19 protein-coding genes and 7 pseudogenes are annotated in these 26639 nt (G+C 51.1%); 13 read left to right on the top strand and 13 right to left on the bottom strand.

What is annotated here, in order from left to right; all coding sequences use genetic code 11:
- Positions 1 to 35: 35 nt before the first annotated feature.
- On the top strand, positions 36 to 1886 hold the full coding sequence (locus tag LU633_RS02265) for a hypothetical protein (protein WP_233485081.1): 1851 nt from the start codon (positions 36 to 38) through the stop codon (positions 1884 to 1886).
- Positions 1887 to 1893: 7 nt separating this feature from the next.
- On the opposite strand, the gene LU633_RS02270 is transcribed toward LU633_RS02265, so the two are convergent.
- Together LU633_RS02270 and LU633_RS02280 are read right to left on the bottom strand one after the other, a co-directional pair.
- Positions 1894 to 2591 (bottom strand): IS1 family transposase gene (locus LU633_RS02270; RefSeq protein ID WP_152664244.1). Its coding sequence is split into 2 segments (ribosomal slippage): positions 1894 to 2330 and positions 2330 to 2591, totalling 699 coding nucleotides; the frame shifts between segments, so codons are not numbered across the junction.
- A 513-nt stretch (positions 2592 to 3104) separates the two neighbouring features.
- Positions 3105 to 4104 (bottom strand): annotated as a pseudogene (locus LU633_RS02280) (IS91 family transposase); the annotation flags it as partial.
- 348 nt (positions 4105 to 4452) lie between these two features.
- Here LU633_RS02280 and LU633_RS02295 point away from each other — a divergent pair.
- Together LU633_RS02295 and LU633_RS02300 are read left to right on the top strand one after the other, a co-directional pair.
- On the top strand, positions 4453 to 4659 hold the full coding sequence (locus tag LU633_RS02295) for a type II toxin-antitoxin system VapB family antitoxin (protein ID WP_020322907.1): 207 nt from the start codon (positions 4453 to 4455) through the stop codon (positions 4657 to 4659).
- On the top strand, positions 4656 to 5033 hold the full coding sequence (locus LU633_RS02300; RefSeq protein ID WP_020322906.1) for a type II toxin-antitoxin system VapC family toxin: 378 nt from the start codon (positions 4656 to 4658) through the stop codon (positions 5031 to 5033). Before LU633_RS02295 ends, LU633_RS02300 begins: the two co-directional genes overlap by 4 nt.
- A gap of 470 nt (positions 5034 to 5503) precedes the next feature.
- Here LU633_RS02300 and LU633_RS02305 read toward each other — a convergent pair.
- Both LU633_RS02305 and LU633_RS02310 read right to left on the bottom strand, forming a co-directional pair.
- Positions 5504 to 6703, bottom strand: a pseudogene (locus LU633_RS02305) (IS91 family transposase).
- Between the two features lie 17 nt (positions 6704 to 6720).
- Positions 6721 to 6900: pseudogene (locus LU633_RS02310) on the bottom strand (hypothetical protein); the annotation flags it as partial.
- 532 nt (positions 6901 to 7432) lie between these two features.
- On the opposite strand from LU633_RS02310, the gene LU633_RS02315 reads away from it, so the two are divergent.
- Positions 7433 to 8914 (top strand): threonine ammonia-lyase, encoded by a 1482-nt coding sequence (locus tag LU633_RS02315; RefSeq protein WP_200896939.1) that lies wholly within the window; start codon positions 7433 to 7435, stop codon positions 8912 to 8914.
- 25 nt (positions 8915 to 8939) lie between these two features.
- On the opposite strand, the gene LU633_RS02320 is transcribed toward LU633_RS02315, so the two are convergent.
- A complete protein-coding gene (locus tag LU633_RS02320) occupies positions 8940 to 10154 on the bottom strand; it encodes an IS91 family transposase (protein ID WP_046371879.1) in 1215 nt (404 codons plus the stop codon).
- Between the two features lie 8 nt (positions 10155 to 10162).
- Entirely contained in the window at positions 10163 to 10498 is a 336-nt protein-coding gene (locus tag LU633_RS02325; protein ID WP_052734695.1) for a hypothetical protein, read from the bottom strand.
- Between the two features lie 191 nt (positions 10499 to 10689).
- On the opposite strand from LU633_RS02325, the gene LU633_RS26065 reads away from it, so the two are divergent.
- From LU633_RS26065 to repA, 5 genes and pseudogenes are all read left to right on the top strand, one after another.
- Complete coding sequence (locus tag LU633_RS26065) at positions 10690 to 11925, top strand: PLP-dependent aminotransferase family protein (RefSeq protein WP_046372169.1); 1236 nt, start codon at positions 10690 to 10692, stop codon at positions 11923 to 11925.
- Positions 11900 to 11962 carry a hypothetical protein gene (locus tag LU633_RS02330; protein WP_407647026.1) on the top strand — a complete coding sequence of 21 codons (63 nt, stop codon included), beginning with the start codon at positions 11900 to 11902 and terminating at the stop codon, positions 11960 to 11962. Before LU633_RS26065 ends, LU633_RS02330 begins: the two co-directional genes overlap by 26 nt.
- A 264-nt stretch (positions 11963 to 12226) precedes the next feature.
- A complete protein-coding gene (locus LU633_RS02335; RefSeq protein ID WP_161796995.1) occupies positions 12227 to 13618 on the top strand; it encodes a TraI domain-containing protein in 1392 nt (463 codons plus the stop codon).
- Positions 13619 to 13695: 77 nt separating this feature from the next.
- Positions 13696 to 13938, top strand: a complete 243-nt coding sequence (locus LU633_RS02340) for a RepB family protein (RefSeq protein ID WP_020322900.1) — start codon at positions 13696 to 13698, stop codon at positions 13936 to 13938.
- Positions 13939 to 14158: 220 nt separating this feature from the next.
- Positions 14159 to 14722 (top strand): annotated as a pseudogene (gene repA / locus LU633_RS02345) (plasmid replication initiator RepA); the annotation flags it as partial.
- 101 nt (positions 14723 to 14823) lie between these two features.
- On the opposite strand, the pseudogene LU633_RS26430 reads toward repA, so the two are convergent.
- A pseudogene (locus LU633_RS26430) lies at positions 14824 to 14921 on the bottom strand (DUF2931 family protein); the annotation flags it as partial.
- A 32-nt stretch (positions 14922 to 14953) separates the two neighbouring features.
- On the opposite strand from LU633_RS26430, the pseudogene LU633_RS02350 reads away from it, so the two are divergent.
- Both LU633_RS02350 and LU633_RS02355 read left to right on the top strand, forming a co-directional pair.
- Positions 14954 to 15175 (top strand): annotated as a pseudogene (locus LU633_RS02350) (Tn3 family transposase); the annotation flags it as partial.
- 20 nt (positions 15176 to 15195) lie between these two features.
- Positions 15196 to 15459, top strand: a pseudogene (locus LU633_RS02355) (trehalase family glycosidase); the annotation flags it as partial.
- A gap of 66 nt (positions 15460 to 15525) precedes the next feature.
- Here LU633_RS02355 and LU633_RS02360 read toward each other — a convergent pair.
- Positions 15526 to 15945, bottom strand: a complete 420-nt coding sequence (locus tag LU633_RS02360; RefSeq protein ID WP_020322895.1) for a winged helix-turn-helix transcriptional regulator — start codon at positions 15943 to 15945, stop codon at positions 15526 to 15528.
- Positions 15946 to 16068: 123 nt separating this feature from the next.
- On the opposite strand from LU633_RS02360, the gene LU633_RS02365 reads away from it, so the two are divergent.
- A complete protein-coding gene (locus tag LU633_RS02365) occupies positions 16069 to 16932 on the top strand; it encodes an SDR family oxidoreductase (RefSeq protein ID WP_020322893.1) in 864 nt (287 codons plus the stop codon).
- Between the two features lie 568 nt (positions 16933 to 17500).
- Here LU633_RS02365 and LU633_RS02370 read toward each other — a convergent pair.
- From LU633_RS02370 to LU633_RS02385, 4 genes are read right to left on the bottom strand one after another with little or no spacing between them, the layout of a single operon-like run.
- A complete protein-coding gene (locus LU633_RS02370) occupies positions 17501 to 19651 on the bottom strand; it encodes a peptidase domain-containing ABC transporter (RefSeq protein ID WP_046372171.1) in 2151 nt (716 codons plus the stop codon).
- Between the two features lie 29 nt (positions 19652 to 19680).
- A complete protein-coding gene (locus LU633_RS02375; RefSeq protein WP_040465454.1) occupies positions 19681 to 20940 on the bottom strand; it encodes an HlyD family secretion protein in 1260 nt (419 codons plus the stop codon).
- A 23-nt stretch (positions 20941 to 20963) separates the two neighbouring features.
- Entirely contained in the window at positions 20964 to 22280 is a 1317-nt protein-coding gene (locus LU633_RS02380; RefSeq protein WP_020322889.1) for a TolC family outer membrane protein, read from the bottom strand.
- 4 nt (positions 22281 to 22284) lie between these two features.
- A complete protein-coding gene (locus LU633_RS02385; RefSeq protein WP_020322888.1) occupies positions 22285 to 22740 on the bottom strand; it encodes a hypothetical protein in 456 nt (151 codons plus the stop codon).
- A gap of 1157 nt (positions 22741 to 23897) precedes the next feature.
- Between LU633_RS02385 and LU633_RS02390 the strand changes: the two genes are divergently transcribed.
- Positions 23898 to 24497 (top strand): helix-turn-helix domain-containing protein, encoded by a 600-nt coding sequence (locus LU633_RS02390; RefSeq protein WP_020322887.1) that lies wholly within the window; start codon positions 23898 to 23900, stop codon positions 24495 to 24497.
- Positions 24498 to 24868: 371 nt separating this feature from the next.
- Here LU633_RS02390 and ggt read toward each other — a convergent pair whose 3' ends face one another.
- On the bottom strand, positions 24869 to 26632 hold the full coding sequence (gene ggt, locus LU633_RS02395; protein ID WP_020322886.1) for a gamma-glutamyltransferase: 1764 nt from the start codon (positions 26630 to 26632) through the stop codon (positions 24869 to 24871).
- Positions 26633 to 26639 lie beyond the last annotated feature (7 nt).

Consider the following 26639-nt stretch of genomic DNA (forward strand, 5'->3'; position numbering starts at 1 on the left):
TTACCGCTGAAGAAGCGATGACGGTCGGTGAGTCAATGTGGGAGTTAGCCGTTCGCGAAGGGGTGACGGAAGATAATATTGTTTATTATGGCTCACCCGCCCTGTTTTTCACTGCCTCTGAGTCACCCGGAAACAGTAAACTGGCCGGGGATAATGTTGCTGCGGCTGTTAACAGCTATGTCCAGTTCAGAGAAACAGTTACTGAGCTACGGCAGGAGATAAAAAAGAAATACGATGACTATCTTTCAGCAACAAAAAAATGGCGCAGTAAGGGCAAGCTGGCCGATAAGATTGTAGCAGAGTGCCATGTCCTTTTTCCGGCCTTACCTACCATAGGCGATGCTATCCTCAGCCCGGAGCCTCGGCGGGAAAGAGAAGATAAAAAGGCAAAAGAGTCTTATATGCTGGGCATGTCAAAACCCTGCAGGAGAGCACCGGACAGTCTGAGTGATGAATACAATACCCTGACGACTGACGTGGCTGAAAAATTTAAGGATATCGACAGATATGTGATCCTCTCAGCATTAAGCACGTTGCACGAAGATGATCGGGCATTTATTTCTTCAGCCGATACTATCCTGCACAGGGTCCTTTTTGAGATGAAAACAAACAGGTACAGCGGCAGCAGATTGGCACTGCTGAACATGAACACCAATATATCTCTGAAAAACAAGGATTTTTTTGCCGCGCGTCGGGGAGAAACAGAACAGATATATGCGCTGAAAAACTCCAACAAGTCGGATGGAAGCTACGAAATATACCGGGTCGATCATCATATAAATCGTTACACCTATTATGACCTTTTTGACAGGAATGATTTGAAACTTCTCAACGCCATCGACGGCAGAATTGTGAATCTTACGCCGGGTTCCCGGGAAAAAATAACCTGTAAAATAGAGGTCGCCGATCAGATTGCAGCGGGTGGTAATATGACACAACTGATTGATCATCTGAGCGGTGTCCACCGGAATAAACTTTATAATTCCTTATATGAGTCAGGAAATGACCTAGCGGAAATTGAAAAAATCTGGCATACGGTTAAACATTTCATTCCATTTTATGACTGTATTGACGGCAGCATCAACCATGATGCTGCCCTGGCGGTGCCTTCGTGCCTGACAGATATCATTGCTTTCCTGCCAGTGATCGGAGAAGCCGTCAGTCTGAGTGCCAGGTTTGGGATGGTGGCGGCAAGAGAGGCTCTCTTTGCAGGCCGCACAGGCGTTGTTGCAGTGGGGAAAAATGCGCTCCGGGGCGCCAGCGCCAGTATGCCAACGACCGCCGAGCTGGCCTCGTTAGGGAACGGCGCTCTGAAAGCTGCAGACCCCGGTTTCCAGTTGCTGGCAGCAGCAGCGCGACCTGGCAGGGACTTTGCGAAAAGAGTTGCTGCCCTGCTGTCCGGTAGTAAAAAAACGCCCGTACTGGCGCAAAAGATGGCCAGTGAGGGCTGGCTTGCCCGTCTCCCACAGGCGACATCAGGCGAGTTGATTAAGGGGAAACTGCCGGGCACGGATCTGGCGGTGCCGATAAAAGCCGTCGACAGGCTGCATGATGGCAGGAATGTTTACGTGCGGGTCAATCCCGAAACCGGTATGCCGGGAGTGCAAAAATTTATCTGTAAGAAAAATGGAGTTCTTGAACCCCTGCACGCCAAGGTGGAAAAAATCAGGAACATCAGAGAGGTATGGACAGAAAGTAACCGGGCAGACAATGATATTACTTATACAGGCGGCCGGGCCAAGAGAGGTGCCGGGGCCAGCAAACTGTGTTCTGCCCGTTCTCCTTCACCGGATATAGAACTTTCTAGTGTTATTATGAAAAAGAGATCTCGCGATGAATGTAAAAAAATATTACAACACTGGGAAGATTCAAAAATTCGGTCGTGACGCAGATTTATTGATAATGATGAAGAGTAAGATACCAACCGATGATCTTATCGTGCATTTCCTCTGACTTCGAAAAGCAAATTGTTCTGCGGGTCAGTCGTTTGATATGTGTACGAAGATTAAGATTATGTCGTTCTGTCCGTTGGGTATATTTCTTGCTCACCACGTGGCCTGTTGCACTTAACAGAACTTTATAAACCGGCCAGGCATCTGTCATATAAAAGGCAATGTTAAATTTGCTTAACAGGGCCAGCAATCGTCGCAGGGTCGGGGCATTTCTCGGGCCGAAGACGTGGGCCAGAGCACGTTTGCGGATACGGTCATAAGCATAGAACAACCATCGGGGATTGCTTTTACACCGCACGTAAGACCATTGTTCACCGGCTTCACAGCAGATAACAACCTCCGTGTCGGGGTCGATATTCTCAGCTACCTGCTTTGGCGAAATTTTTTTAAGTGCCGCAGAACCGTATTGAGGCTGATACCGAGAACCCGTGCGGTATCGCGACATCCGTAACCATTCATGGCCATATTAACAATGGTCTGGTGTGTGTCTGGTTTGGCACCGGAGTAGCTAAAGTTGAGCAGAAAGGTCTTTGAACAATGCTTGCAGATGTAACGTTGGGCACCGGATGCTGAATGTCCGTTACATCGTACAGCATGAGTTTCATTGCACTGAGGGCAGACGGCATCAACTTTAGCCATATGTTACATCCAAAGCGCAAAGCATACGTGATCAGCAAGTCTGCGTCACGACCGTCTTCTGATATTTATACAGGACGACTAAATAACTGACCCTATATGGCGTTGGTGCATGGATCGCTGAAGATCGCAACGTCCCCTTACCCACTGTAATTCGGCCTAGTGGGAGCGAAGCTGCAAAATGCGACATCTGGCTTTTTTGAACTGGATCTGAGTAACAATTGCTCATCTGTGAAATGGTTACTATAGCTATTACCCATTGATGATTCAGGGAGTTGGGATATTGTCACAGGAGAAGGTTTTTGATGACAGGGACGGGTGGAGTTTGCTTGCTGACGAGTTTCTCGACCCTGTACACGATTCTGTGTAAATGCCTTTTCTCAGTAGTGGCCGTCCAGGCGGTCACCGAACTCGATAATAAAGCGGCTCATTGCCATGCGCCAGTCTCTCAGCGGCATTGTCCATTTTTGCGAGGCCGCCTGGATTGCCAGCCACACTACCTTCTTCCCTGCGTCGGGCCGGGATGTACCTCATCAGGTTTATCTCCCGCGCGTGGATTTTCAGCCCTGCACATTCAGACCCGTAACCGCACGGTGGTACGCCATTCGCCCGCCGCACAGCACACATTCGAACGGGTCTCGCCGCAGGAACTGCTTACTCATCTGCGCGTAGCACACCTTTGCCACCGGCTCCGGCTTTTCCATCCCCGGCGCGCTGCAGACCACCGGCAGCTTTTCTCCGCACACCCTGTTGGCCAGAAAGCCAAAATAACGCACCATCCGGAAGAACTTCTCCGGGATGTGCTGTTTCAGCCGTGCCACTATGTCACGCCGCGTCAGCGTTTCCGTCGCCTGCTCACTGGTGTTGTGGTCATGGTGGCGGAAGCTCAGCGTGGCTCCGCCCGCATAGTGCGCCAGCCGGGAACCCGCTATCGGTGGCTTTTTCAGGTAGCGGCCCAGGTATTTCACGGTGTTTTTTTCCACCCGCCGTCTTTTTTGACATGTACACATGCCAGTAATCGCTCCCGGCGGTCAGTATCAGGCTGCGCCACTGTGATTAGGTGCTGATATGTGGCAACGAAGGGGGGATTGCGACGCCTTCGGACCAGATGCTCAGGAGTAACTGGCGGATATTCCACATCCAGCGGGCGCGCATAGCATCCTTACGGAAGCTGATTTTTTTCCACTTTCCGTGCGCATTGATGCCGCCGCAGGTGACAGAGACATGAACGTGGGGATGCCAGTTGAGTCGTCTTCCGTACGTATGGATGACGCAGAAAATGCCGATATCCACAGGTCGGTGGCTTTTTACCGCAGGAGGGACAGACCCTGCTGTGGCAGACGTTGGTGATGTATTTAACATGCTGACAACCGGGATTATCGTAGCCATATTCCTTCACGCCGCTGATGCGGGTGCCGCAGGCGAGCATTTTAGTGATGACTTCCACTTCGATATCGCGCAGACCGCAGGCGTCGAGGAAGGACGTCCAGCACTGGTTAGCTGTAGTGACACGCAATGATGATCACTCCGGCGTGCAATAAATGTCCCTTTTCAAACCACATTACGTGAGAATGAAATCCCGTTTCAAATCACTGTATCTGAGAATCAAACCACATTAGCTGATTCTGAGCCACATTGCGGATTTGCCCGCGCACCCTCTGTGAGAATGAGCAGACCATCAGAAAAACGGCCGGTTTTCTGATGGTTACAGATCGGTACCGTTTCTATCTGAATCATCGCAAGAAAACTCATTGTGGAAATCAACGCAAGATTGCTCTATGCCATTTATCTTTTCTTGTTGGTTGCGATGATGCTTATTTTGATTCAAAATAACATCAAAATATGAGTCTCACGAGGTGATATTATGAGAACGACAGTCACAATTGATGATGTGCTGTATGCGCAGGCGCTGGAAATGGCCGATCCCGGTATGGATAAGGCTGATATTTTCCGTGAAGCAGTGAAAACATTTGTTCGGGTGCAGGCAGCAAAAAGACTGGCTTCGCTCGGTGGTTCATCACCTGAAATGCAGATGGTTCCTCGCCGCCGCGAGGAGCCATCCGCAAAATGACTATTTTGGTTGATACGTCTGTCTGGGTTGACCATTTCAGAAACAGAAATGACGGGTTGATTCAGCTGCTTAGTGGGGAGCAGGTTCTGATTCACCCGATGATACTGGCAGAGATAGCCTGTGGAACCCCACCGGCTCCAAGACTGCGAACGCTTGGCGATCTGGGGCTGTTACCACAGTGCCATCAGGCTAATATTACCGAAGTTATGACGTTTATTGAAAACGAAAAGCTGTACGGGCTTGGATGTGGACTGGTTGATATTACGTTACTGGCATCGACCCTGATAACACCAGGAGCGAAGCTCTGGACGCTGGATAAACGACTTGAGAAGCTGGCTAAACGTCTTAATGTGAGTTATCAGCCTGTTCATTGACAGAATTTAAACCACTCTGGAAACCGCCAGAAAACAGCCCTGTTTTTTGGCGGTCTGCGTATTCTCAAAGAGAGTGCGTGAGCGAATCCGCAATGTGGCTCAGAATCAGCTAATGTGGTTTGATTCTCAGATACAGTGATTTGAAACGGGATTTCATTCTCACGTAATGTGGTTTGGGAAAGGGTATTTATTGCGCGTCTGGGCGATCATCATTGTGCGTCACTACAGGTATCTCCAGGCGGTAATATTCCCGGCGCAGCAGGTCCGTGATGCGGTAACGCCACATGGGCATCACGTTCACGTATAGGAAATTGAAACTATTTCTGCGCTGGAATGAACTGACTAAAATTCAACCATCATTAGATTCGTATGATGCAGGGTCTGTCTGCTCCCCGCAACCTGGTGAAGATTTGTGCTTTTCCAGGTTGTTTTTCAGGCTGCCAGCGTGCGCGAAGCGGATCTTCCCTGCATCAGTCCGGGATGTACCTCATCAGGCTTATCTCCCGCGCGTGGATTTTCAGCCCTGCACATTCAGACCCGTAACCGCACGGTGGTACGCCATTCGCCCGCCGCACAGCACACATTCGAACGGGTCTCGCCGCAGGAACTGCTTACTCATCTGCGCGTAGCACACCTTTGCCACCGGCTCCGGCTTTTCCATCCCCGGCGCGCTGCAGACCACCGGCAGCTTTTCTCCGCACACCCTGTTGGCCAGAAAGCCAAAATAACGCACCATCCGGAAGAACTTCTCCGGGATGTGCTGTTTCAGCCGTGCCACTATGTCACGCCGCGTCAGCGTTTCCGTCGCCTGCTCACTGGTGTTGTGGTCATGGTGGCGGAAGCTCAGCGTGGCTCCGCCCGCATAGTGCGCCAGCCGGGAACCCGCTATCGGTGGCTTTTTCAGGTAGCGGCCCAGGTATTTCACGGTGTTTTTTTCCACCCGCCGTCTTTTTTGACATGTACACATGCCAGTAATCGCTCCCGGCGGTCAGTATCAGGCTGCGCCACTGTGATTAGGTGCTGATATGTGGCAACGAAGGGGGGATTGCGACGCCTTCGGACCAGATGCTCAGGAGTAACTGGCGGATATTCCACATCCAGCGGGCGCGCATGGCATCCTTACGGAAGCTGATTTTTTTCCACTTTCTGTGCTCGTTGATACCGCCGCAGGTGACGGAGACGTGCACATGGGGATGCCAGTTGAGTCGCCGGCCGTACGTATGGATGGCGTAGAAGATAGCGATATCCCGCCCGCGTTTTCCGGCAGCAAACAGCAGGTTATCGACGGCCAGCCGGCAGAGGTCGTTGAGCAGCCCGCGGTTAACCTCAAACAGGGGCCACAGCGAATCGGGGAGGGTGAAGACGAGATGTATCCAGTCGCAGTCCGGCAGACGGTTAAGCCGGGCGGCAATCCACAGGACGGTGGCCTTTTTCCCGCAGGAGGGGCAGGCCCGGCTGTGGCAGGCGTTGGTGATGTATCTGACATGCCGGCACCCGGGATTATCGCAGCCATATTCCTTCACGCCGTTGATGCGGGTGCCGCAGGCGAGCATTTTGGTGACGGCCCCGACCTCGATATCACACAGCCCGCCGGCATCCAGGAAGGAGGTCCAGCACGGGTTGGCCGTAAAGAGTTTTTTAAGTGGTCGCGGGGTAAAACCGGACAGCACGGGACAGATTGAGCTTCAGTTGTCTGCAGACGGGCAAGCGCGGCGGTGTCGCCCCGGCGCTCCAGTATAGACCTGGCGACCATAACAGGCGGCGGGTCCATGGGTTTGAGCATCTTCATCCAGTCCCATTCACGCTGAGAGAGCTTATCGGCGGCAACGGAGAGCAGGATGGTATCGATGCTTTTACGGGTCATCATGGGGAAGGCTCTGAGCAAAATATGTAGTCAGATCATACATATTCAAATCACTGTATGACAACTCAGAGTCCGGCAGATGGCGCAGTTTTCAGTTTGCGGCCGGCCGACTGCCCTGTTCATAAAAAAGCCGCCGTCGCGGCTTTTTTATGACTTAGCCTGACGGGGTGCCGGTGAGCGGTCTGACGCCGGGTTGTGTGGCGTTCCAGCCCAAGAACACGCTCCTTATCCCAGCGTCGTATAGCGTTTCCCTGAGTTTCATTCCTTAGTCCAATTTAACGGCCACCTCGACTGCCCGCAGGGCATTAGGCTCTCCCCCGGATATTCAGCCAGGCTAATCAACATCCGCGCCGATACCCGGCAACGTCGGCCTTTCTCAAGCCGGAGTTTGGGGAGCAATGGAACTCAAGTCTCAGAGATGCCACCTATTAGGCTTAATTCCATTGGGTTCGCTCAACAGCGCCCATCAACATAAAGCCTGTCAGGCAGGCGATACCTACGGTAGCATCCCGTAGCAAGGAGGCCTTTGTAATTTATGCAGACGACAACTAACAGCTCCGGTTCCAAGTCACTGGCACACTTGTACCAGAACATTCAAAACGCCTACCCGGCGCTTTCACGCAACCTCGTGAAAACTCCCATAGTCGAGTTTCCTTGGCTTAGCTCTAACAACCGAAGGGTATGGGCGAAGCTAGAGTGCCTGCAGCGTACTGGTTCTTTCAAATTGCGCGGTGCCTATAATGCGCTGCACTTGCTTTCCCCCGGTGCTTCTGTCTATACGGCCTCAGCAGGCAATCATGGGCTGGCAATTGCCACGTTGGCGCGTGAACTCAGCTTGCAGGCAAATATATTCGTACCGTTGACCGCTTCAGAAATCAAGATTCGTCGGCTGCGGGCAGTCGGGGCGCGAGTCGTCCAGGGAGGTGGCGATGTCTCTGAGGCCTATGTCACGGCCCATCAGGAGGCCCAGGAAAATGGCGGGTACTACATCTCACCGTTTGACCACCCTGACGTGGTCGCCGGCCAAGGGTCACTGGCACTGGAAATCGCGGAACAGGATGATCGGCGGTTTGATCACATCCTGTTGCCATTTGGCGGTGGCGGCCTGCTTACCGGCTTCGGCTGCGCGGCCGCCAAGCTATGGCCGGATACAAGGTTGCACGGAGTACATCCGGCTACTTTCGGTCGTAACCTGGATAAAGGCTTCGATGGTCAGCAGATGCTTAAAAGCGTCATGCCCACTCTTGCTGATGGCCTTGCGATCGAGCACGAACCAGACAACTGGCTGTGGCCTCTGATACAGACATTGGCACCCACTTTTCACGCAGTGCCTGAAGAACGCATTAAGACCAGCATGATGACGCTCTTACATCAGGAAAGCATTCTGTCCGAGGGAGCAGGAGCCATTGCTTTGGCGCCTTTACTGTTCGACGAGAGCCCTAACCTGGAAGGCGATATTCTGGTCCTTGTCAGTGGTGGCAATATTTCCGTTCCGCTGCTGGCGAAAGCCATGACTACCGTCATCGAAGACCCGAGACTGCGCAAGATAAACGGCCTGAGAGCAAGTACACTCGGCATTGAGCTGTCGGCGTCCGCATCAGGCAAGACATCTCAGACCGTCGAAAAAACCAGCACTTACAGTGCGGCACCAACCAGCGAGGCCACGCTTCTGTCGATGTGGCTGCAACTGGTAGATCGTGTGGAACAAGCCTTGAACGAGTTGCAAGCAACCCTACAGCAACACTTGTCGTTTACCCTGCGCGAGTCGTTACCCGTAGACCCCATGATTGAAAGCTTCATGGGCGATGTGCTGGACAGCACCCGTAAAATGATCAGCAGTTGCCGCAGCCCAGGACTGGACGGGCGTCAGGTCGCTCAACGATATCGCTTGATGGTTAGGAAACTGAATCATCGTTTTAAAAATTTCCTGACCATGAGCAGCAGTGTCTGTAATGCAGTAATGATGTGCCATCGGGAACGTTATGGTCATAAAATGGCATTTGCGGCGCGTTTTTAACCTGAAAGCTGTTTTTCAGACGCACTTATCCCGCAGTCTGTGCCAGAAGCCATCGTTTCCGGTCGATGTTATGCAGTCTTTCTGCCACCAACTCCGACGCGTGCCTCCCGGCCTGCGCACTGCTGAAGCGCAGTCGGTTGCCGCACAGAATGCATTTGTACGGATCCGTGCGCAGAAATTCTTTCATCAGCGCGGCGAAGCCGGGCTTCTCCGGTTTTTTCCGCGCTTCCATCTCCAGGGCTTCATACACCTTCGGCAGCAGGCTACCCCGTTTACGGTTTGATAAAAAACCGTAATAACGCACCATCTTAAAATGCTTCGCCGGGATATGGCTGATATAACGTCCGATCATATCTTCCTGCGTCAGCGTCTGCTGCCGGTACTGCTGCGTACGGTGGTCGTAATAGTGGTGCACCACCGCGCCGCCGCTGTAGTGCCTCAGCTTCGCCGCCGACACGGGGGGCCGTTTCAGGTACCGGCCCAGATATTTGACGCTCCGCCAGGCCCCCCGGGTCTTCTTCGCGAAGTGGACCTTCCAGCGGCGCCCGTACTGCGCCTGCAGATAGCGCAGCCACTGTTTTTTGTCGTGGATATGCCCCAGCCCCGGCAGCCTGCCGGGGTTAATCAGGTCATAGCTGTGGCGCAGCAGCCGGATGACGGCTCCGCGCCAGATTTCCTCCACGGCATGCTTTTTAAAGAAGAGGTCGCGCCATACGCCGTGTTTAATATCAAGCCCGCCGCGGGTGACGGAGAGATGAATGTGGGGATGCTGGTTGAGCTGGCGACCGTAGGTGTGCAGGGCGCAGAAGATACCGACTTCCACACCCTGTTTTCTGGCCCAGCGGAGCATGGCGCGGGTGGCTGCGCGGAACAGGGCATTGAGCAGAGGCCAGTTATTGTTGAAAAAGGGCCACAGCAGATGGGGCATGGTGAAGGTGATATGCTGCCAGTCGCAGTCGGGCAGAATTTGCTGTTGCTCTGTAATCCACTGCTCCGTGGCCTTATGTCCGCAGGAGCTGCAGCCTTTTGATTTACAGGTCTGGCAGAAGAAGCGGGTGTGGGTGCAGTCCGGGGAGGCGCAGCAGTATCGCTTCACCCCCATGGCAGCAGTGCCGCAGGCGAGCATGCGCTCGACGCAGAGTACGGTCCAGGGGCTGAGGGTGTCCCCGTGTTTATCCATATACCGGTTCCAGGCGTCATCAGTGGTGAACAGCAGTTTTGCCGGGCGCGGGATATACATGCGGCGGATTATCGCTCTGCAGTGGCACCGGTATTATAGTGCCAGTCGTCACAGTCATCGGCCCAGTTGTCGGTGTGTTTATCCCAGGGAGCGAAGGTCACCGGCAGCATGCCGGATTCTGTGGCGATAATAAACACATCGGCTGGCATGGACTCAAGGACGACATCGCCGTCGGGTGAGTCAGGCGGCTCAAAGCCGCGGATGATGCAGACGAGAGGCGGGTCGAAGTGTGTATCGAGGAAAAACTGTGGCCCCAGGTGGACACAGTGACGAATGGCATCCTGCGGAGTGTCGTAAAAAAACTCGTCGGGGTCGTCATAATCGCTCCGGGGCGGAATGGACACCAGAAAACGCTTAGGATATCCGGGTATAGCGCGTCGGGACGAGGGCGTGGGTTTACGCTTTCTGGGGGCTTTGCTACGGGCAATGTGAATGATTTCCTGAGAAATTAACATACCGCAGAGTATAAAGCTGTGAGCCGGTCATGAACACCCTCGGAACGGCAGAGCCGTGACGCTCGCCCTGTAAGGGCGCTATGTTCATTCAGCAGTTCGGACTCGCCCTCTCAGCCTTGAATTGGTGCAGTGCAAGTACCGATCAAAGCAAAGAAATCATGTTTTTCGATCCTGCGGACCTGCAAACCAGCTCTGTGAACTATGAACGTTATGGTTCGGTGGTCCTGCGCGAACTTGAACTGAACTTGGTGCGTGCGATCGGCTTCAGCGGTGGCGCACGCACAGCGCTGCTAACCTCCAGCGGCCAAGCCGCCTACTCGACGCTGGAAAGCTTTCTTTTACGCGAAGTCTTTCCAAAACACCCGGAAGCAGCCCGCGTGGCAAGGGTCCCTTATCTATACTTTGAAGCGCTGGAACAGCTGGAAGCACTTCCGCAGGTTTCGATGACGATCGCGGAGGACTGGAGTGTAAAGGCGTTGATCGAATGCGTGGAGCGCACTGACAGCCATGTTGTGTTCGCGGACCCCATGGCTAATATCGGTGAATTGCCCTGCTTTGATTTTCAAGCGCTGGCCAACGACTTGCGGACCCGTGACTGGCGAAACCGTTGGCTGGTTATTGACGGCACAATGATCTCCGGTGGCTTCAACCCTTTCACGCTGTTCGATGCGCCAAATCATCCACAAATCCTGTACTTCGAAAGCGGCAGCAAATACCTGCAGTTGGGGCTGGATCTGCAAATGCTCGGCGTCATTGTTTGCAGCGAGCAACATGCGCCTGCCCTCGCCCGGCACCGACGCAACCTGGGCACTGGCTTGTACCAGAATCAGGTTGCGCGCTTTCCGTTGTTCGACAGAGAGCAACTTCTGCAACGCATGCAGCGCTTGACGCGCAACGCCGAACATCTGGCGGCTTCACTGGACGCCATCGAGCACCCACGCAGTCAATTGCGGGTCGCCTATCCGCGCGACTGGCGCAAGCGCCGGTGGAACCATGGTGGAGGTGTCGTTGCCACCACTTTCAGTGAGCCGGGTTTGAACAATCGGCACTGCCTAGAGGGCTTGATCGAACTCATCATCAACAGTTGCCGAAGCGCAGGCGTATCGATCACCAAAGGCGTGAGCTTCGGTTTTGGCGTTACCCGTATTTCAGCTGCTGCGGCAATAGCAGAGTCAACAGATCCCTTCTTGCGTTTCTCTATGGGCGAAGAAACCAGCGAACAGATGGAACAGCTGGTTGCCTGCGTTACCCAGTCCATTTACCTGGATGGTGCGCGGCTCGCTCTGCGAGTTGAGTATCAAACAGGGGAATACTGAAATGCGGGCACGACTCGCCTACGAACCGAGAAAGTAGCATAACCGCCGTGCGGGGTTCTAAACCCCGCACGTTCGGTGAGTAGCAGATTGTCGGGTTTCATTTTTCAGGCACCCTTTACCTTCCCCTTCTTAAAAAATCAACGATCAAATGGCGGACACCTGCGTTCATTTGATCGTTGCATCGACAAAGCCGATCCTCTTAGAGTTGCCCGACCAGAAACGGCAACGGCGAGTGAATATGATGCGGCAACTGTTTACCAGATTACTGACGGGCAGAACAGCAAAGGACCTGGCGCTATCCGTGTCTTCACCCCCTGCTGGTTATTATTACCCGCAAAGCGCCGCCGGGCTTCTTTCCACGGAGGAACGTGTCCGGACGCTGGTTCGTATCTGGGAAAACACCTCGTTGCCGAAGGAAACCTACCAGGCGCTGTGCCTGGCTCCGTTGCAGGCATGTGCTGAGGTCATGCAGCAGTTTCCGTACAGCAACGCAGGCAGGTTTGCGTATCCGGGCGGGATGCTGGACGCAACGCTGAAAACCCTGCTTTACGCGGTGATGAAGGCCCGGAGTTATATGCTGCCACCGGGCGTTCCGCCTGAAGACCAGGCGCGGGACTCCGCCGCGTGGAATACCGTTGTGTTCTACGCGGCTCTGTTTTCGCACCTGTCTGCATTAGGCTCGCTGAAAGTCGAACTGGACGATGGCTCTGTCTGGATACCGTTTGACGGTCAACCCGCTTCGGCCTACCGGTTCCGGTTTGTTCCGCCAGGCATGGCCGGGGCGGATATCTGTCTGGGGGCGCTGTTTGCCTCGAGGGTCCTGCCAGGGGATGTTTTTTCCTGGCTGAAGCAACACCCGCCTGCTCTGGATATGCTCATGCTCTGGATTGGTGGGCAGCGGGCGCAATGTGGTGTCATCAATGCGATAGTCAGTGACGCCATCCACGAAGTAACTGGGTCGGCTCCGGTACAGCCGGTAGTACTCGTTTCAGGGGGATCGTCAGTTGTGGGAGCAACACTGCCGGTTTCGTCCGCGCTGTTACCTGTGGATTCAGCGCCGCAAACTCCGCCTGCTATGTCAGCGGGTGCCGCTCCCCTGGTGCTTGCCTCGGCGCTTGATCCTTCTGCCGGAAGCGAAAGTGTGCCGGATGTGGCTGCCACGGAGGCTCCGTTACCGGAACCGGAAATCCACATGGATGAGGACGCTGGAAATACTGACTGGGAGGATGTTGCGGCTTTCCTGGGGTATGAGGAAGCCGCTCAGGGATCGGCCGTTAAGAACACCGGGTTGGCTGCACCCGAATCTTCACCCGACACCGCCAGTTTGGGGGAAAGATTCTGGTTGTGGCTGCTGAAGTCGGTAGAAGACGGTTCGCTGGCCGTCAACACGCCGGAAGCCAGAGTCCATCTGGTTGCCGGGAGTGTCTTTATCCAGGCCCCGGCGATATTTCATCAGTTTGCTGCGGAGAATGAGGATGTTGATGATATCGATTCACTGCGTCAGGACGTTGAAGCGTTACCCCATATCAGACGGAGTGAGGGGAAGCTGTACCGATGCCGTTTGTATGAAGCAGAGAGCGCCGGGGGGGACTTTACCAACCTTTCGGGCTATTTCATCGACGCCCGCCGTGTCTACGGGCAGAATCCTGTTCCGGCAGACAATCCGTTGATGGTGGTGCCAAAACGCCGGTGACCGGCCCGCCATGCTGGTTAATACTGGCGTTTTGGTTTACATTAGCTGCATGATCAAGAGGCTGGCAGGTGTACAGCATGGCTGAAGATGAGGGCGCTGTTCGTGGTACGAAAGTTGGTAGACCTAGGAAATATGAAACGAAGTCTGACAAACAGCGAGCCTATATAACCCAGAAATTGCAGACCAAGGTACAAACAAAAGTTCTTTTGTCCCCGGATGGTAGAGATACCCTGAACAAGCTTTGTAAGCTGCGTGGGGTTACTCAAGGGGAGTTAGTTACGGAACTCATAAAAAAATACGCAAGTGAAGTTCTTGACTAAATTGACCTGTCATAGGTTTGTTGCTAAAGTGCGCTAAGAATTTTTGGTCGGCACGCCGGAAGGTGCCAGGAACGGGGTGGGAACCCCAAAAAAAGTAAACCCCGATATCTGTTCATCAACTTGGCGGGAGAAGACAGAAAATCGGGGCTAACAAATGTACTGCGGAAGGTTTTCGTTCTGTGGTGGAGTATAAATCCATGTACAAAATCATGCAACCCCTGTGACCGCCATAAGACCGGGACGGGGTGTCAGAAACCCGAATCCGGTATTCACGCCGAGGTAGGGGAAAAAGACGCTGCCGTTCTGCCGTAAGCTGATGGCGAAAGCCGAAGGCTTCACGTCCCGTTTTGATTTTTCCATGCACGTTGCGTTTGCCCGTTCTCTGGGGGCGCGTCATCGTATGCCTCCTTTGCTGCGCCGCCGCGCCATCGATGCGCTGCTCCAGGGGCTGTGTTTCCACTACGATCCGCTGGCTAATCGCGTTCAGCGTTCCATTACCAATCTGGCCATCGAATGCGGACTGGCCACGGAGTCACAGAACGGCAATCTCTCCATCACCCGCGCCACGCGGGCGCTGAAGTTTATGGCAGAACTGGGCCTGATTACCTACCAGACCGAATATGATCCGCAGATAGGCTGTAACATTCCGACCGATATTACCTTTACCCCTGCCCTGTTCTCCGCACTCGACGTTTCTGACGTGGCCGTGGCGGCTGCCCGCCGCAGCCGTGTGGAGTGGGAAAACCAGCAGCGTGAAAAACAACGTCTCCCCCGGCTGGATATGGGGGCAGTTTGGATATCGAAAATTATTGTACGTTAAGGCTAAAAATCGGCTACTGGTCCCTAAGGGATCGTAAGAAGATCCTTTAGGGCTTAAGAGGTTGGTTACCAATTAACGTAAGGATATTTTTCCCTTTAATAAAATCTTTTATATCTTTGTCATATCCATAATAAAAATCGCTCCTGGTTATCCCTTTGCAAATATGGGGTAGTAAGCGGCAAGCCGCCAGAATTTTGGAATACCGTCTATATGGAAAGAGCGGTCGATGTCCTCAAGCGTAAGGGTCAGAAGATCAACGAGCAACTGCTGTTGCATTTGTCACCGTTAGGCTGGGAGCATATCAATCTGACAGGCGATTATATCTGGAAAAGCAACCGGATACCGGCGTCTGGTAAGTTTTGTCGACTGAGGCCAGCTAAAGCAGAGAGGTCAAAAAATAACCTTAACGTACAATAATTTTCGATATCCAAACTGACCCCATACAGCGGATGGCGATCAACGGACTACTAAATGATTATGGCGAAGCACTGCTGGCGAAGGAAATCGCCTCGCGCGGGCTGCAGGTGGTGGCAGATACTTACTATCGCCACCATAAAATGGTGGAAAAATATAACGTTGTCGGCAGTACACCGATATTAGCAGGAGGTGGAGAATACCCGCTACAGGACGGCTTTGGCTGGGCAAGCGGTGTAACCCGTCGACTGATGACGATGTATCCCGATCTGGTGTGGACCCGTTAATCGTCGGGAAAAATCGGTCTGCGAAATATCTGATAAAACTGGTGACCGCTCACGGCACCGGTTTTATCAGGGCGTTTTTTGTTCAGACGCTGTGGCAAAATCGCGTCGGTTATCCACGATTTGCTGCAGGTTCATTTCAATCCATTCGGTAAGACCGATTATTTGCTCGCGGACCTGATGGCCCAGTGGCGATAGCCGATAATCAACGTGAGGCGGATTCACGCCGTGGTCAATCCGCTCGACAAAACCATATTCTTCCATGTATCGCAGCGTTTGTGCCAGCATCCTCTCGCTAACACCACCAATTTTTCGGCGTAGTTCACCAAAGCGCATGGTCTCTTTTTCCAGTGCCACCAGAACCAACAGGCTCCAGCGATTGGTGAGGCGCTTAAGCACCATGCGGGACTGACAGGCGACATTAAGCAATTCTCCACGGCGAAAGTTTTCGCCAGCAGGTCCCGATGTTTTATCTGTGATTATTTTCATACTAACATTTCTGTGCGTACTTACTATTCACAAGTATATGGCATAAGCTGCAGGGGTGAAAACGATTTCGCTGGCTGTCAGGCCAGCTCAACGCCATAACATTTCTGATCTAAGGAGAGTATCATGATTGCTATCACCGGTGCGAATGGACAGCTTGGCCGCTTAGTGATTAACGCTTTACTGAAAAAAATGCCCTCGGAAGAAATTGTCGCCGCCGTGCGTTCCCCGGAAAAAGCGACTGACCTGGCGGAGTTGGGCGTACAGGTAAGAGAAGCTGATTACGCTAAACCAGAATTGCTGTCCGCGGCTTTTCGCGGTGTGGATAAGCTGCTGCTGATTTCCTCTAGCGAAGTGGGGCGTCGCACCCCGCAGCACCAGGCGGTTATTGAGGCGGCGAAAGAGGCGGGCGTGGAACTGCTTGCTTATACCAGCCTGCTACGTGCAGACACCAGCGAAATGCTACTGGCTAACGAGCATCGTGAGACCGAGCAGGCGCTGACAGCTTCAGGCATCCCTTACGCTATTTTGCGCAATGGCTGGTACACCGAAAACTATGCGCACACGATTGCTGCTGCCCTGGCCTACGGTACCTTTATCGGCGCGGCGCAGGACGGCAAAATCGCTTCTGCCAGCCGTCAGGATTATGCCGATGCGGCGGCGGAGGTGCTGACGGGGAGTGATGTCGCCAACAAAATCTACGAGCTGGCGGGAGATACGGCCTTTACGCTTGCTGAGTTTACCGCTGAAATTGCCCGGCAGAGCGGTAAAACCATTAATTACGTTAATCTTCCTGAAGCCGAATTCGCACATGTGTTGAAGGGGGCAGGGCTTCTGGTACCGCTGGCCGAGGTGCTGGCTGACTCGGAAGCCAATGCGGCAAAAGGTTCGCTGTTTGATGACAGCCACACGCTCAGTGCACTTATTGGTCGTCCAACCACGTCATGGCAGCAGGTTGTGACGGACAACGTGTCTAAGACAAGCGCCTGATTTCTGGGACGGCATGACATCATGTGCCAGCAGCCCGGCTGCTGGTGCCGAGGCAGTGGCTGCCGCCGCGCAGTGCGTTATGTACGGCATAGAACAGATTACGGCTTACCGTCCAGTGTTAATTCACCCCACTTGCATCAGAGCATAACGGATCAACCCAGTGTAACTGGGCGCTAGGGCATCCGCCTGGCAAGGTGGTCTGATTGGCACAGGCTTCCGCCAGACTGGCGGTAACGTCTGTGGCATTGTCCCGTTTCCCTGTAGATATTTTTCACATGCACCGATCCTTTTGTTGCTCAGTAGCAGGCGATCTCTTTATTGCTCATGTCGTTGGCAGGAAAACGCATTGATTTAACAGTTGGAACGATGCCTGACAGGATTATTTTCTTCCATAACAGCAATCTGCCGCAATAGCGGGGCGACCAATACCTGCCTGAATGATGACTTCCCCCACCATCTGAGAAAAGACGCAACGTGTTTTGCATATGGCGGCTGGCATTGATAAAGCATCGGCAACAGAGTGCTGGCGCGCTTGAGGCAAGCGCGCACAGAGTGGTCGAAAGGCGATTTATGTTTTCAGGGGGGATTGGTAATCGGGAAAAAGCTCTTCTTTGGTTACCTGCCGGATCTCTCCCTTATCCAGGTAGATAATCCGGTCTGTACTCATGATGGTTTCCGGGCGGTGCGCGATAATGATCCGCGTGACGTTCATACTGGCGATGGCGTTGTTAATGGCGCTTTCTCTTTCAACATCCAGATGGCTGGTAGCTTCATCAAGAATCAATAGCTGTGGCTGACGATAGAGCGCTCTGGCCAGCAACACGCGCTGAATCTGCCCCCCTGACAGAGACGATCCCATATCACCGACCAGGCTGTTGTAACCCATTGGCATGGCGATAATATCATCATGAACCTGGGCAATTTGTGCCACCTCCGTCGCCCTGGCTTCATCATAGGTCGTGTCAAAAAAGCAGATATTGTCCATGATGGAGCCGGCAAATAAGATATCGTCCTGCATCACGCTGCCGATTCGGCCGCGGTAATACTTCATGCCCAGCCGCGTAATATCGATACCGTTAACGCAGATTTCTCCGCTTTCAGGACGCAGCAGCCCCAATAGCAGCTTCGCCAGCGTACTTTTCCCTTGCCCGGAAGGACCGATAATGGCAACGGATTCGCCCGGCTGGATGGTAAAACTACATTTTTTAAGAACAAACGGCTCGGTCTGCGCATAGCGAAAATCGATGTCGCATATTTCCACGGAACAGGCGCGGGTATGGTCTTCAAGTTTCACCTGACTTTCCGTGTTCTCTTCCGTTTCCGATAACACGATATCTGCCAGACGTTCACCGTGCAGGCGCAGCATAGTAAAGTCGATTATTGCATCGACCAGGCCGGTGGTGCGGGAAATAAACTGATCGGAGAAGCTGATAAATGCGACCAGCATACCGCCGCTGAAATTGCCTTCCAGCACCTGAATAGCCGCCAGCCAAATCAAAACAATTCGGCTGATACCTGAAGTCAGCCCTTGTAACACGCCAAAAAAAATGGACAGCCGCTGAATTTGTATCTCTTTGTTGGTGGCCTGTACCAGTTCAGCGGCATAGCTGGATACGCGGATTTCAGCTTTATTATTCAGTTTTACCGCCTGCATCCCGCGAATGGACTCCAGCAGCTGTGACTGGGCTTTAGCAGACGCAATAAGCTGGTCTTCATTCGCCTGACGAAAGGGGCGGAAAGAAACGGCCCTGAGCACCGTATATATAGCAACGGTCGCCAGCACGATTAAGGTAAGCGTTATGTTGTAGCAAAACAGCACAATCATCGTGACGACGGCCATGACACCATCAAGAATCGAACTGATAAATCGCGTGGTCAGCGTGTTCTGAATGGTAGAGATCGAGCCAAAACGCGACACGATATCGCCGACATGGCGCTCCTGAAACCAGGCCATCGGCAGCCCCAAAAGATGGGTGCAGACATTGGTTGACCACTGCACACTGAGCAGGCTGGAAAACCACGTAGTCACCCAGGATCGTAGCGCCGAAATGGCGGTGCGGATCACTATCACGCAAAGGAACGCGCAGCCGAGCAGGGTAAGCAGCTGCCTGTCTGCGGAAACCAGCACCTGGTCCATCACCCATTGCATATAGAACGGCGCGAGTAAACCGAAAATCTCCAGTGCGATCGATAACACCATGACTTGGGTAAATGCTGCGCCAATGCCGGAAACACCGCCAATTAACTTCAGCATCGACAGACTGGTTTTTTCTTTTTTTGCTTCGAAATGGCTGTTTGGATGCAGCTCCAGGGCGACGCCAGTGAACGAGTTCGATACCTCATCAAGGGGGATCTCACATATTCCTCTGGCGGGGTCGTGCAGGGTGACCGATTTCTTTGTAACCTTTTTCAACACCACAAAGTGGTTCATGTCCCAGTGCAAAATACAGGGCAACTGTAATTTATCCAGCTCATCCAGCTCAAGCCGCAGCGCGCGTCCCGATAATCCCATATTGTGGGCGATAAGCATGACATCTGCCAGGGTCGCCCCTTTTTGTGAGGTGGTGTGCTTGCGACGGAGGGTAATCATATCGGTTTTATGGCCAAAATAGCTTGCGATCATCCCCACGCAGGTCAGCCCACATTCTGCGGCCTGCGTCTGGTGCAGCACAGGCAGTTTTTTACGCCATGAGAACTGCAAATTTTCTGCTAATTTCATCGTGTTCCAGCCCGGAATAATTTAAAAAATTAAAGAGATGCTTGTCGGCCAAGTGCATATAAAGGCTCAAGAACCCACTGATACACGCGACGTTTATCTGTTATAAAATCCGCTTCAAGCGCCCCACCGGGTGGGAGTTTTTCGTTATGGCCGTATGCGCTGACAAACTGATTATCCAGTTTTACTCGGACCTGGTAGAACGACTCCTGTACCTGCATATCGCCGGTAAGGTGGGACACTTCCTGAGGGGAGAGTGATACACGGGAAACGCCGACAACGGTGCCGAACTGAGGACCAAATTTTTGTGAAGGGTAGGCTTCGTAGCGCAATACCACGCGCTGGCCGGGCTTAATAAAACCAATCGATCTGCTACTCAGCATAATTCGTGCCTGTAGCTCTGCGTTCTCTGGTAACAGCGAGGCGACGGATTGCCCGGCGGTGACAATCTGGCCCGGTTTAACCAGCACGGAGCCGACGATAGCGTCATCCGGCGCTTCCAGCCTGATCGAACGACGCGATTCATTTTCTACCCGCGATTGTTGTACTGACGCAAGCTGCCGTTCAATGTCGTTTTTCTTACTTTGAAAATTAACGGGTTGTTCACGTAGCTGCTGTTCTGTCTGTGTGAGCTTTTGCTGAACATCGATACGCTGGCGCTCTACGTCCAGAAGGCGCGCTTGTGCATCAAGCAGTGTGGATTGTTGTTGTTCAACCTGCGTGGCCGACGCGAAGCCTTTATCACGCATAAGCTGCAATTTTTTCACCTGCCCGCGTGCCAAATTAATCTGTAACGTACGCTGGCTTTTCATCCGCTTAAGCTGATCTATTTGCTGCAGCAAAAGTGTCTTCTTTTCTTCAAGCCCCCGGATGGTTTCAAGATTAAGGGTATCCAGATTTTTTCTTTCTCGCATCAGCCCGGTCAGCTGTTGTTCCAGCTGTTCAGCGATCATCACCCGTGTTGAACCAAGCTGAGTGGTAATTTCCGATGAGACGGTGGCTAAGATATCGCCTTTTTTGACCGACTGGCCTTCCACCATATTGATATCGGTAACGGTACCGCTATTCACCGCCATGATATTCATCATCCCCTCAACGGGGCGAAGAGAACCCTTTGCCGTTTCACGTTTGGTATAACTACCGAAAATGCAAAAAAGAACGACGATAAGTGTAACCAGCACGACCAGACTGATATTGACCCAGCGCCAGGGCGGACAATAAAGCGCGACCTTTCCAATGGCTTTGGAGCGGTTTGCTTCCAGTGCTTCATCCCGGAATAATTTTTCGCTCATGGCTTTAATCACTATCCTTATGATTAATAACAAATATAATTATTCAGCGTTGAATAATCCAACTCACCTGTTGCGGCATCCAGTTCAATTTTTGTTTGTAGAAATTTATTTTCTGCTGCTGCCAAATCCTGTATTGAGCGATACAAATCCTTTTCCGCCTCAAACTGATCCAACAAGGTTCTCAGCCCGACCTCCTTGCCGTAGATTGTTGAATCCAGTTTTTTCCTGGAAGAATGTTGCAGCTTTTTAAGAGAATGTATTTTCTCTAAATTATTTTTTAATCCCAGCCAGGAAACGGTCGTTTGCTGCGCCACTTTCCGTCTGGCATCTTCTACCAGCATGAGGTTTTGATTACGCCGACTTGATGCCTCGAAGCTCTGCGACAGCATTTTCCCTCCCGCAAACAGCGGCACGGAAACGTTCACGCCAATCAAGGTATTTCTGGTTTTTGAGGTAGTACCGAACACTTCATCAAGAAGATTACCGTTTTCCGCACGGCTCCAGTTATTACCGTAGGTCGCCTGCAGGGAGACCACGGGAAGATGAGCCGCTGCTGCTGCAGTGACATCGGCTCTGGCTTCTTCCAGATGATAGAGGGCAGCAACCACATTGAAGTTGTTTTGCACTGCCCGTTTAACAACGGTATCCATATTTTCCCGAACGGGCTGGAAAAGACACTGCAGATCGCCTTCCTTAATTTCATCGGCTGACAGCCCGGTAAGACGGTTGAAATCAATCCCGGCTTGGCTAAGTTCGTCCTGAGCGGTAAGCATATCGGTATTCGAGCGATCATAGCTGGCCTGGGCCTCATCCATGTCCAGCTGTGTACCATCACCGATGGCCAAAGCCTGCTTCGCTTTTTCCAGCTGAAATTTATAGCCTTTTGATTCACGCTGGAATGTGTCGAGCTTTTTGCGGGTGAACAGCACTCCAAAATAGGCGGAGGCAACATTCTGAATCAGTTTTTGCTGGGCCAGCATAAAGGTAGCATCCGCTGCATTTGCGGCGGCTTCTGCTCGCTGCCATGTCGCATAGCGGCTGAGATCGAAAAGAGGCTGTTGAAGATTAATACTGTAGTTATGGTGTTTGATACCCGCCGCATAAGTTGCCCCCGGCTGATCTTGCTTATACCATGTGCTGCTAAGACTGATTTCAGGCAGCAGACCGGCAAATCCCTGGTAGCGTTTTTGCCCTTCAGCATCACGCAGCTCGACGGCAGCCCTGTATTCACTGTCCCAGTAACTTGCTGCCAGCACAGACTGCTGGAGATTGGCTGCATGCGTACTGAAAGCATGAAAGCAAATAATTGCCTGTAAAAGACCGATACGTTTTATATTCATAAAGTTAAAGCACTCCACGAAAATAAGCGCGTTCAGGTCGTTTTTTGGCTATTTCCGTTGCCGATTTTTTCAGGAATAACCTTTTTTTTGTCGCAATGACATTTCGGTGAGGCTGCAGCGTAATGTGGCCATTTTTACATGGTTTATTTATTTTAATCTTGGGATTATTCAGATTGTCCTTGTCTTCCTTAAACGCTGTTTTTAACTTTTTTCGCTTAAATGTTTCTGTGTATTTTTGGCGTTTTCCTGGTACGCCCCTTTTTTTTTCTGAACCAATAAGGTTGGTTATTTTCTGATCTTTGTTAAGAGGCTTATTAAATAGATTAATAAAGAAGTAAATATTTTCTTCTGACGCTGTGATTATAAAAGCATTGTGGTTTTTTATCATAAAAATCAACAAATTGAATCTTTCTTCACTTGCATAAAAGTCAACTTGTGAAGACACATCCGTATGTCCCATAAGGTTTAATCTGACGGACGGCAGGATAACCTTTTTTTATCAGAATGAAAAGGTATAATTAAGGAAAGTTTTTTTACCGTTACTTTTTGATTGTTTTTTGCTTTATTTAAATCTTTGCTCTTTAAAAAGTCAGATACAGGAATGTATACTTATGTAAGGTATTATTTTTGCTATAGTCTTCAGGTGGTTCGGGCGATTAATCTTCCACTATTAATTCAAACAATGTGGTAAGGTCGCCCGGCAACTATTATGGTTTCTGTGTCATGTGATGGTGCGCTATAGTGCGCAGGGAATGGAGATCTTCTGAGCGTAATAGTGGTTTATTTCTCATTATGTTAGCCGTTGAGCATGTTATTTTTATCGGCGTGGTAGGCTATTCGATTTTTTAGTAATAAACTTTCTGGTCAGCGTGTTTTTATCTCCAGGGGCGTAATTTCTGGTGATATTGTCATTTTCACTTATTTTCCGTTAGTTAACTCATTTCTGAATATATCATCTGGCTCAGATGTATTGATTGTATGTTTTCCTCTATCTTTTGTTTTATCTGCGATAAATGACGTTTTTTTGTATTGGAATTAATTTCGAGAAATAAAATGTCTTCCTGATGGCAAAAGGAGCAATATTTCAATGTGTTTTTAAAAATGTTGATGAATTTTATGCTTATTGTAAAGATAGTTCGTGACAGGCTGAGAAAAAAATCTAATAACTAGTGTAAAATGAATATGGGAATTTTCGTTATGACGGAGGAAACGGGGCTGATAAATGGCATACTAGACGCAATATTGTTTCAATTAGCTGTTTTTCTCGGATGAGTGAACTTTAATTTATTCTTAAATTTCCTGTTTTCTGTTAAAAAAATTTAAGTCTGACAACCAAGCTGTCGCTTTGTCTTTTACAAATATTTGACACCAGAGGTCGCTTATGGGATTAATCCTGCCAGTATGTAAAGATGCTTCGTTTTACCGAACGTAAGGCATAAAGAATATTATTTTTTTGGCCAGGTAAGGTCGCTGGTGATCGCTACAGCCAGAGAGCGCTTCGGCAAAGAAAAGCCGAATGTTCTTAAGAATTAGTATTATCTTAAAGTCTGTAGGAAAGATATTACATACTAATGCAGGGTTGTAAGCGGTTGCAGGTTTAATACAGTTGGAAAGTATATGTGTAGTGTTATTAAAAGCTGTGAACAATTAATAGACTTAATCGCACCCTGTGCAGAAAACTCTGAACCGGATGAGATATCAAGAGGTAAGCGCAGATATAAATTCTGCAAAAATGAATCTCGCGTAGTGTATCTTTTACAGGAGGGTGACTTCTGTCTGAAGATAAAAGGGAACAATAAGATATTGAGTATCATCTCTGCTCCTTACGTCATGGGGTTTATACCCTCATCACAGGAAGTCCCGCTGTACCTCGAGCGCGTTGACTACGGCAAAATAAAGCACGTTGATTACGAACTCTTCTGGAAATTAGTTAATGAAAAAAACATGTTCGCTGAAGTGATGAATATGTTGTCTGCTCAATATACTGATTTAATGGAGATAGTTTCACTTAATAAAAGTACCTCTTCGGAAGAAGTGAGGTCGCTGGTACAGCGCTGGCAGCAGATCCCGCCCCATTTGCATAAACGCTTCTCCGTCATGTATTTAATCGAAAACAGTTCAGACTTATCGAAAAGCTCAATCAGTCGGGTGTTGAAGGAGATGAAGGAAAGAGGGGAAATTTCTCTCGACAGAGGGCGTTTTGACCCGGTGGGTTAATGTTCAGGAAAATGATTAGGATACCTGAACAAGTAAGATGAAGCAGCGTGTCGGTTTCCCCACCAAACTGTCAGTTGCCTGGGTTTACTCTGTGCGCATGCTACAGCCGTGCTACTGATTTTAAACAGTCTAACCCTGAAAAATATTAAGAACCTCCATCTGCTGTTTTCGGTACTGACGAGAATGTTTAATTAAACGCGTCGCATGGCGAGGGGGGCAGCACTGAACAGTCATGTTGTTCTGGTAACAAAAGCATCGGATGTTTAACTAAGCGGACTATGCCATACTGTGGCTTACCACTGGATTTTTAATAGAACGATATTTCAGAAAAAAAGGGCGCAGAAAATTGCCTTGCCCCCTTTTCATCAGAATCAGAAACCGACTGCCGCACCAGCAGGGCGGCGAATATCGTTGGCACCGTAAAGGTAGCCAGGCCTTAATTTGTCCGATACCGCGGAATCATTGCCAGAATCCGCCGCATTTTTACCTTTATTGCGTTCAGGCGCGATCATGATAAGTTCGGTTGCTCCCCACGGCGTCTGCTCCGTCATTTTATAGCCACGCTCACGCAGCAGTTTCAAGGTATCAAACGACAGTCCACGCTGCTCATAATAGACTTCATCCGGTAGCCATTGATGATGAACCCTTGGCGCGTCCACTGCTTCCTGAGGAAGCATACCGTGATCGATAATATTCAGTGCTACCTGCAGCGAGGCGGTAATGATACGAGAACCACCCGGCGAACCCAGCACTAAAAACCCCTTTTTATCACGCGTGACAATGGTTGGAGCCATTGAAGAGAGCGGACGTTTACCCGGCGCGATAGTGTTGTTTGCTCCCTGCACCAGGCCAAACATATTTTTCTCGCCAATTTTAGTGGTGAAATCGTCCATTTCGTCGTTAAGGAAGAAACCGGTATCGGGTGCCATGACCACTGCACCAAATCGACCATTAACGGTATAGGTAGTGGAAACCGCATTCCCCTGTTGGTCAACAACGGAATAGTGAGTGGTTTCCGGGCGTTCCCCCATAACCTGTTTGGTCTCAGGCAATTTTGATGGGGTAGCATCTGTGGCATGAATGCCACAGCGCATTTCATCGGCGTAGGCCTGACTCAGCAGCTTATCCAGCGGGTTGTGAATAAATTCAGGGTCGCCCAACGAATTATTACGATCGTAATAGGCAATACGCATGGCTTCCGTCATAACATGAACAGAATCAGCAGAGTTGAAGCCCAGCGCATGCATATCATAACCTGATAGTATATTCACCATCTCACAGAGGACGACACCCCCGGAGCTGGGGGGCGGAGATGAGATAAACTCATAGCCCCGATACTGGCAGCGTAATGGTGCACTTTCAGTTACGTGATAGTGAGCAAAGTCTGCAGCGGTGATAATACCGCCTTCTTTTGCGGCAGCCGCTTCGACACGCTGGGGAATGGGTTTCTTATAAAAGTAGTCTGTTCCGAACTGAGCAATATGGCTCAACGTTTTAGCCAGCTCAGGTTGTTTCAGGTTATCACCTGGCTGAAGTGGCGTTCCATCTGGGCGCAAGAACCACCGGGCAGCCTGGGGATCATTTTTAAACCGGCTAACGGTAGTATCCAGAATATCGGTGTCGGCCCGCGTCAGAATAAAGCCGTTACGGGCAAGTTTTATCGCCGGTGCCATAACCTGTTGGCGACTGAGCTTACCATAATGACTCTGGGCATAATCCAGACCCATTACCGTACCGGGAACGGCAACGGCAGAGTAGCCATGCAGGCTGGCATTTGAGCGCACGTTACCATTTTGATCGAGATACATATCGGCGCGCGCGGCGGCCGGAGCGGTTTCGCGGAAGTTGATAAAGATATCTTTGCCGCCTGCGAGATGGATCAGCATAAAGCCTCCCCCACCAATATTACCGCAGCAGGGATTGACTACGGCCTGAGCATAGCCCACCGCAACGGCTGCATCGATGGCGTTACCGCCCTGTTTCATGATATCGACGCCTACCTGGGAAGCAATAGCCTGCGAACTGACCACCATCCCATGATGGGCCTCAACTGCCGGAGCAGATGCAGCCTGGACCTGTGCACTGGCAATCACCCCGCATGTCAACAGAAAACCGAAAAAAGTGTTGCGTGACATTGAATAA

This window comes from Erwinia tracheiphila (genome assembly GCF_021365465.1).
GTDB classification, from domain to species: Bacteria; Pseudomonadota; Gammaproteobacteria; order Enterobacterales; family Enterobacteriaceae; genus Erwinia; species Erwinia tracheiphila.

What these genes read in the sequence shown, in the direction of transcription:
- LU633_RS02265 (WP_233485081.1), top strand. Translation starts at nt 36, where the DNA reads ATGTGGGAGTTAGCCGTTCGCGAAGGGGTGACGGAAGATAATATTGTT.
- LU633_RS02295 (WP_020322907.1), top strand. Translation starts at nt 4,453, where the DNA reads ATGAGAACGACAGTCACAATTGATGATGTGCTGTATGCGCAGGCGCTG.
- LU633_RS02300 (WP_020322906.1), top strand. Translation starts at nt 4,656, where the DNA reads ATGACTATTTTGGTTGATACGTCTGTCTGGGTTGACCATTTCAGAAAC.
- LU633_RS02315 (WP_200896939.1), top strand. Translation starts at nt 7,433, where the DNA reads ATGCAGACGACAACTAACAGCTCCGGTTCCAAGTCACTGGCACACTTG.
- LU633_RS02320 (WP_046371879.1), bottom strand. Translation starts at nt 10,154, where the DNA reads ATGTATATCCCGCGCCCGGCAAAACTGCTGTTCACCACTGATGACGCC.
- LU633_RS26065 (WP_046372169.1), top strand. Translation starts at nt 10,690, where the DNA reads ATGTTCATTCAGCAGTTCGGACTCGCCCTCTCAGCCTTGAATTGGTGC.
- LU633_RS02340 (WP_020322900.1), top strand. Translation starts at nt 13,696, where the DNA reads ATGGCTGAAGATGAGGGCGCTGTTCGTGGTACGAAAGTTGGTAGACCT.
- LU633_RS02360 (WP_020322895.1), bottom strand. Translation starts at nt 15,945, where the DNA reads ATGAAAATAATCACAGATAAAACATCGGGACCTGCTGGCGAAAACTTT.
- LU633_RS02365 (WP_020322893.1), top strand. Translation starts at nt 16,069, where the DNA reads ATGATTGCTATCACCGGTGCGAATGGACAGCTTGGCCGCTTAGTGATT.
- LU633_RS02370 (WP_046372171.1), bottom strand. Translation starts at nt 19,651, where the DNA reads ATGAAATTAGCAGAAAATTTGCAGTTCTCATGGCGTAAAAAACTGCCT.
- LU633_RS02375 (WP_040465454.1), bottom strand. Translation starts at nt 20,940, where the DNA reads ATGAGCGAAAAATTATTCCGGGATGAAGCACTGGAAGCAAACCGCTCC.
- LU633_RS02380 (WP_020322889.1), bottom strand. Translation starts at nt 22,280, where the DNA reads ATGAATATAAAACGTATCGGTCTTTTACAGGCAATTATTTGCTTTCAT.
- LU633_RS02385 (WP_020322888.1), bottom strand. Translation starts at nt 22,740, where the DNA reads ATGGGACATACGGATGTGTCTTCACAAGTTGACTTTTATGCAAGTGAA.
- LU633_RS02390 (WP_020322887.1), top strand. Translation starts at nt 23,898, where the DNA reads ATGTGTAGTGTTATTAAAAGCTGTGAACAATTAATAGACTTAATCGCA.
- ggt (WP_020322886.1), bottom strand. Translation starts at nt 26,632, where the DNA reads ATGTCACGCAACACTTTTTTCGGTTTTCTGTTGACATGCGGGGTGATT.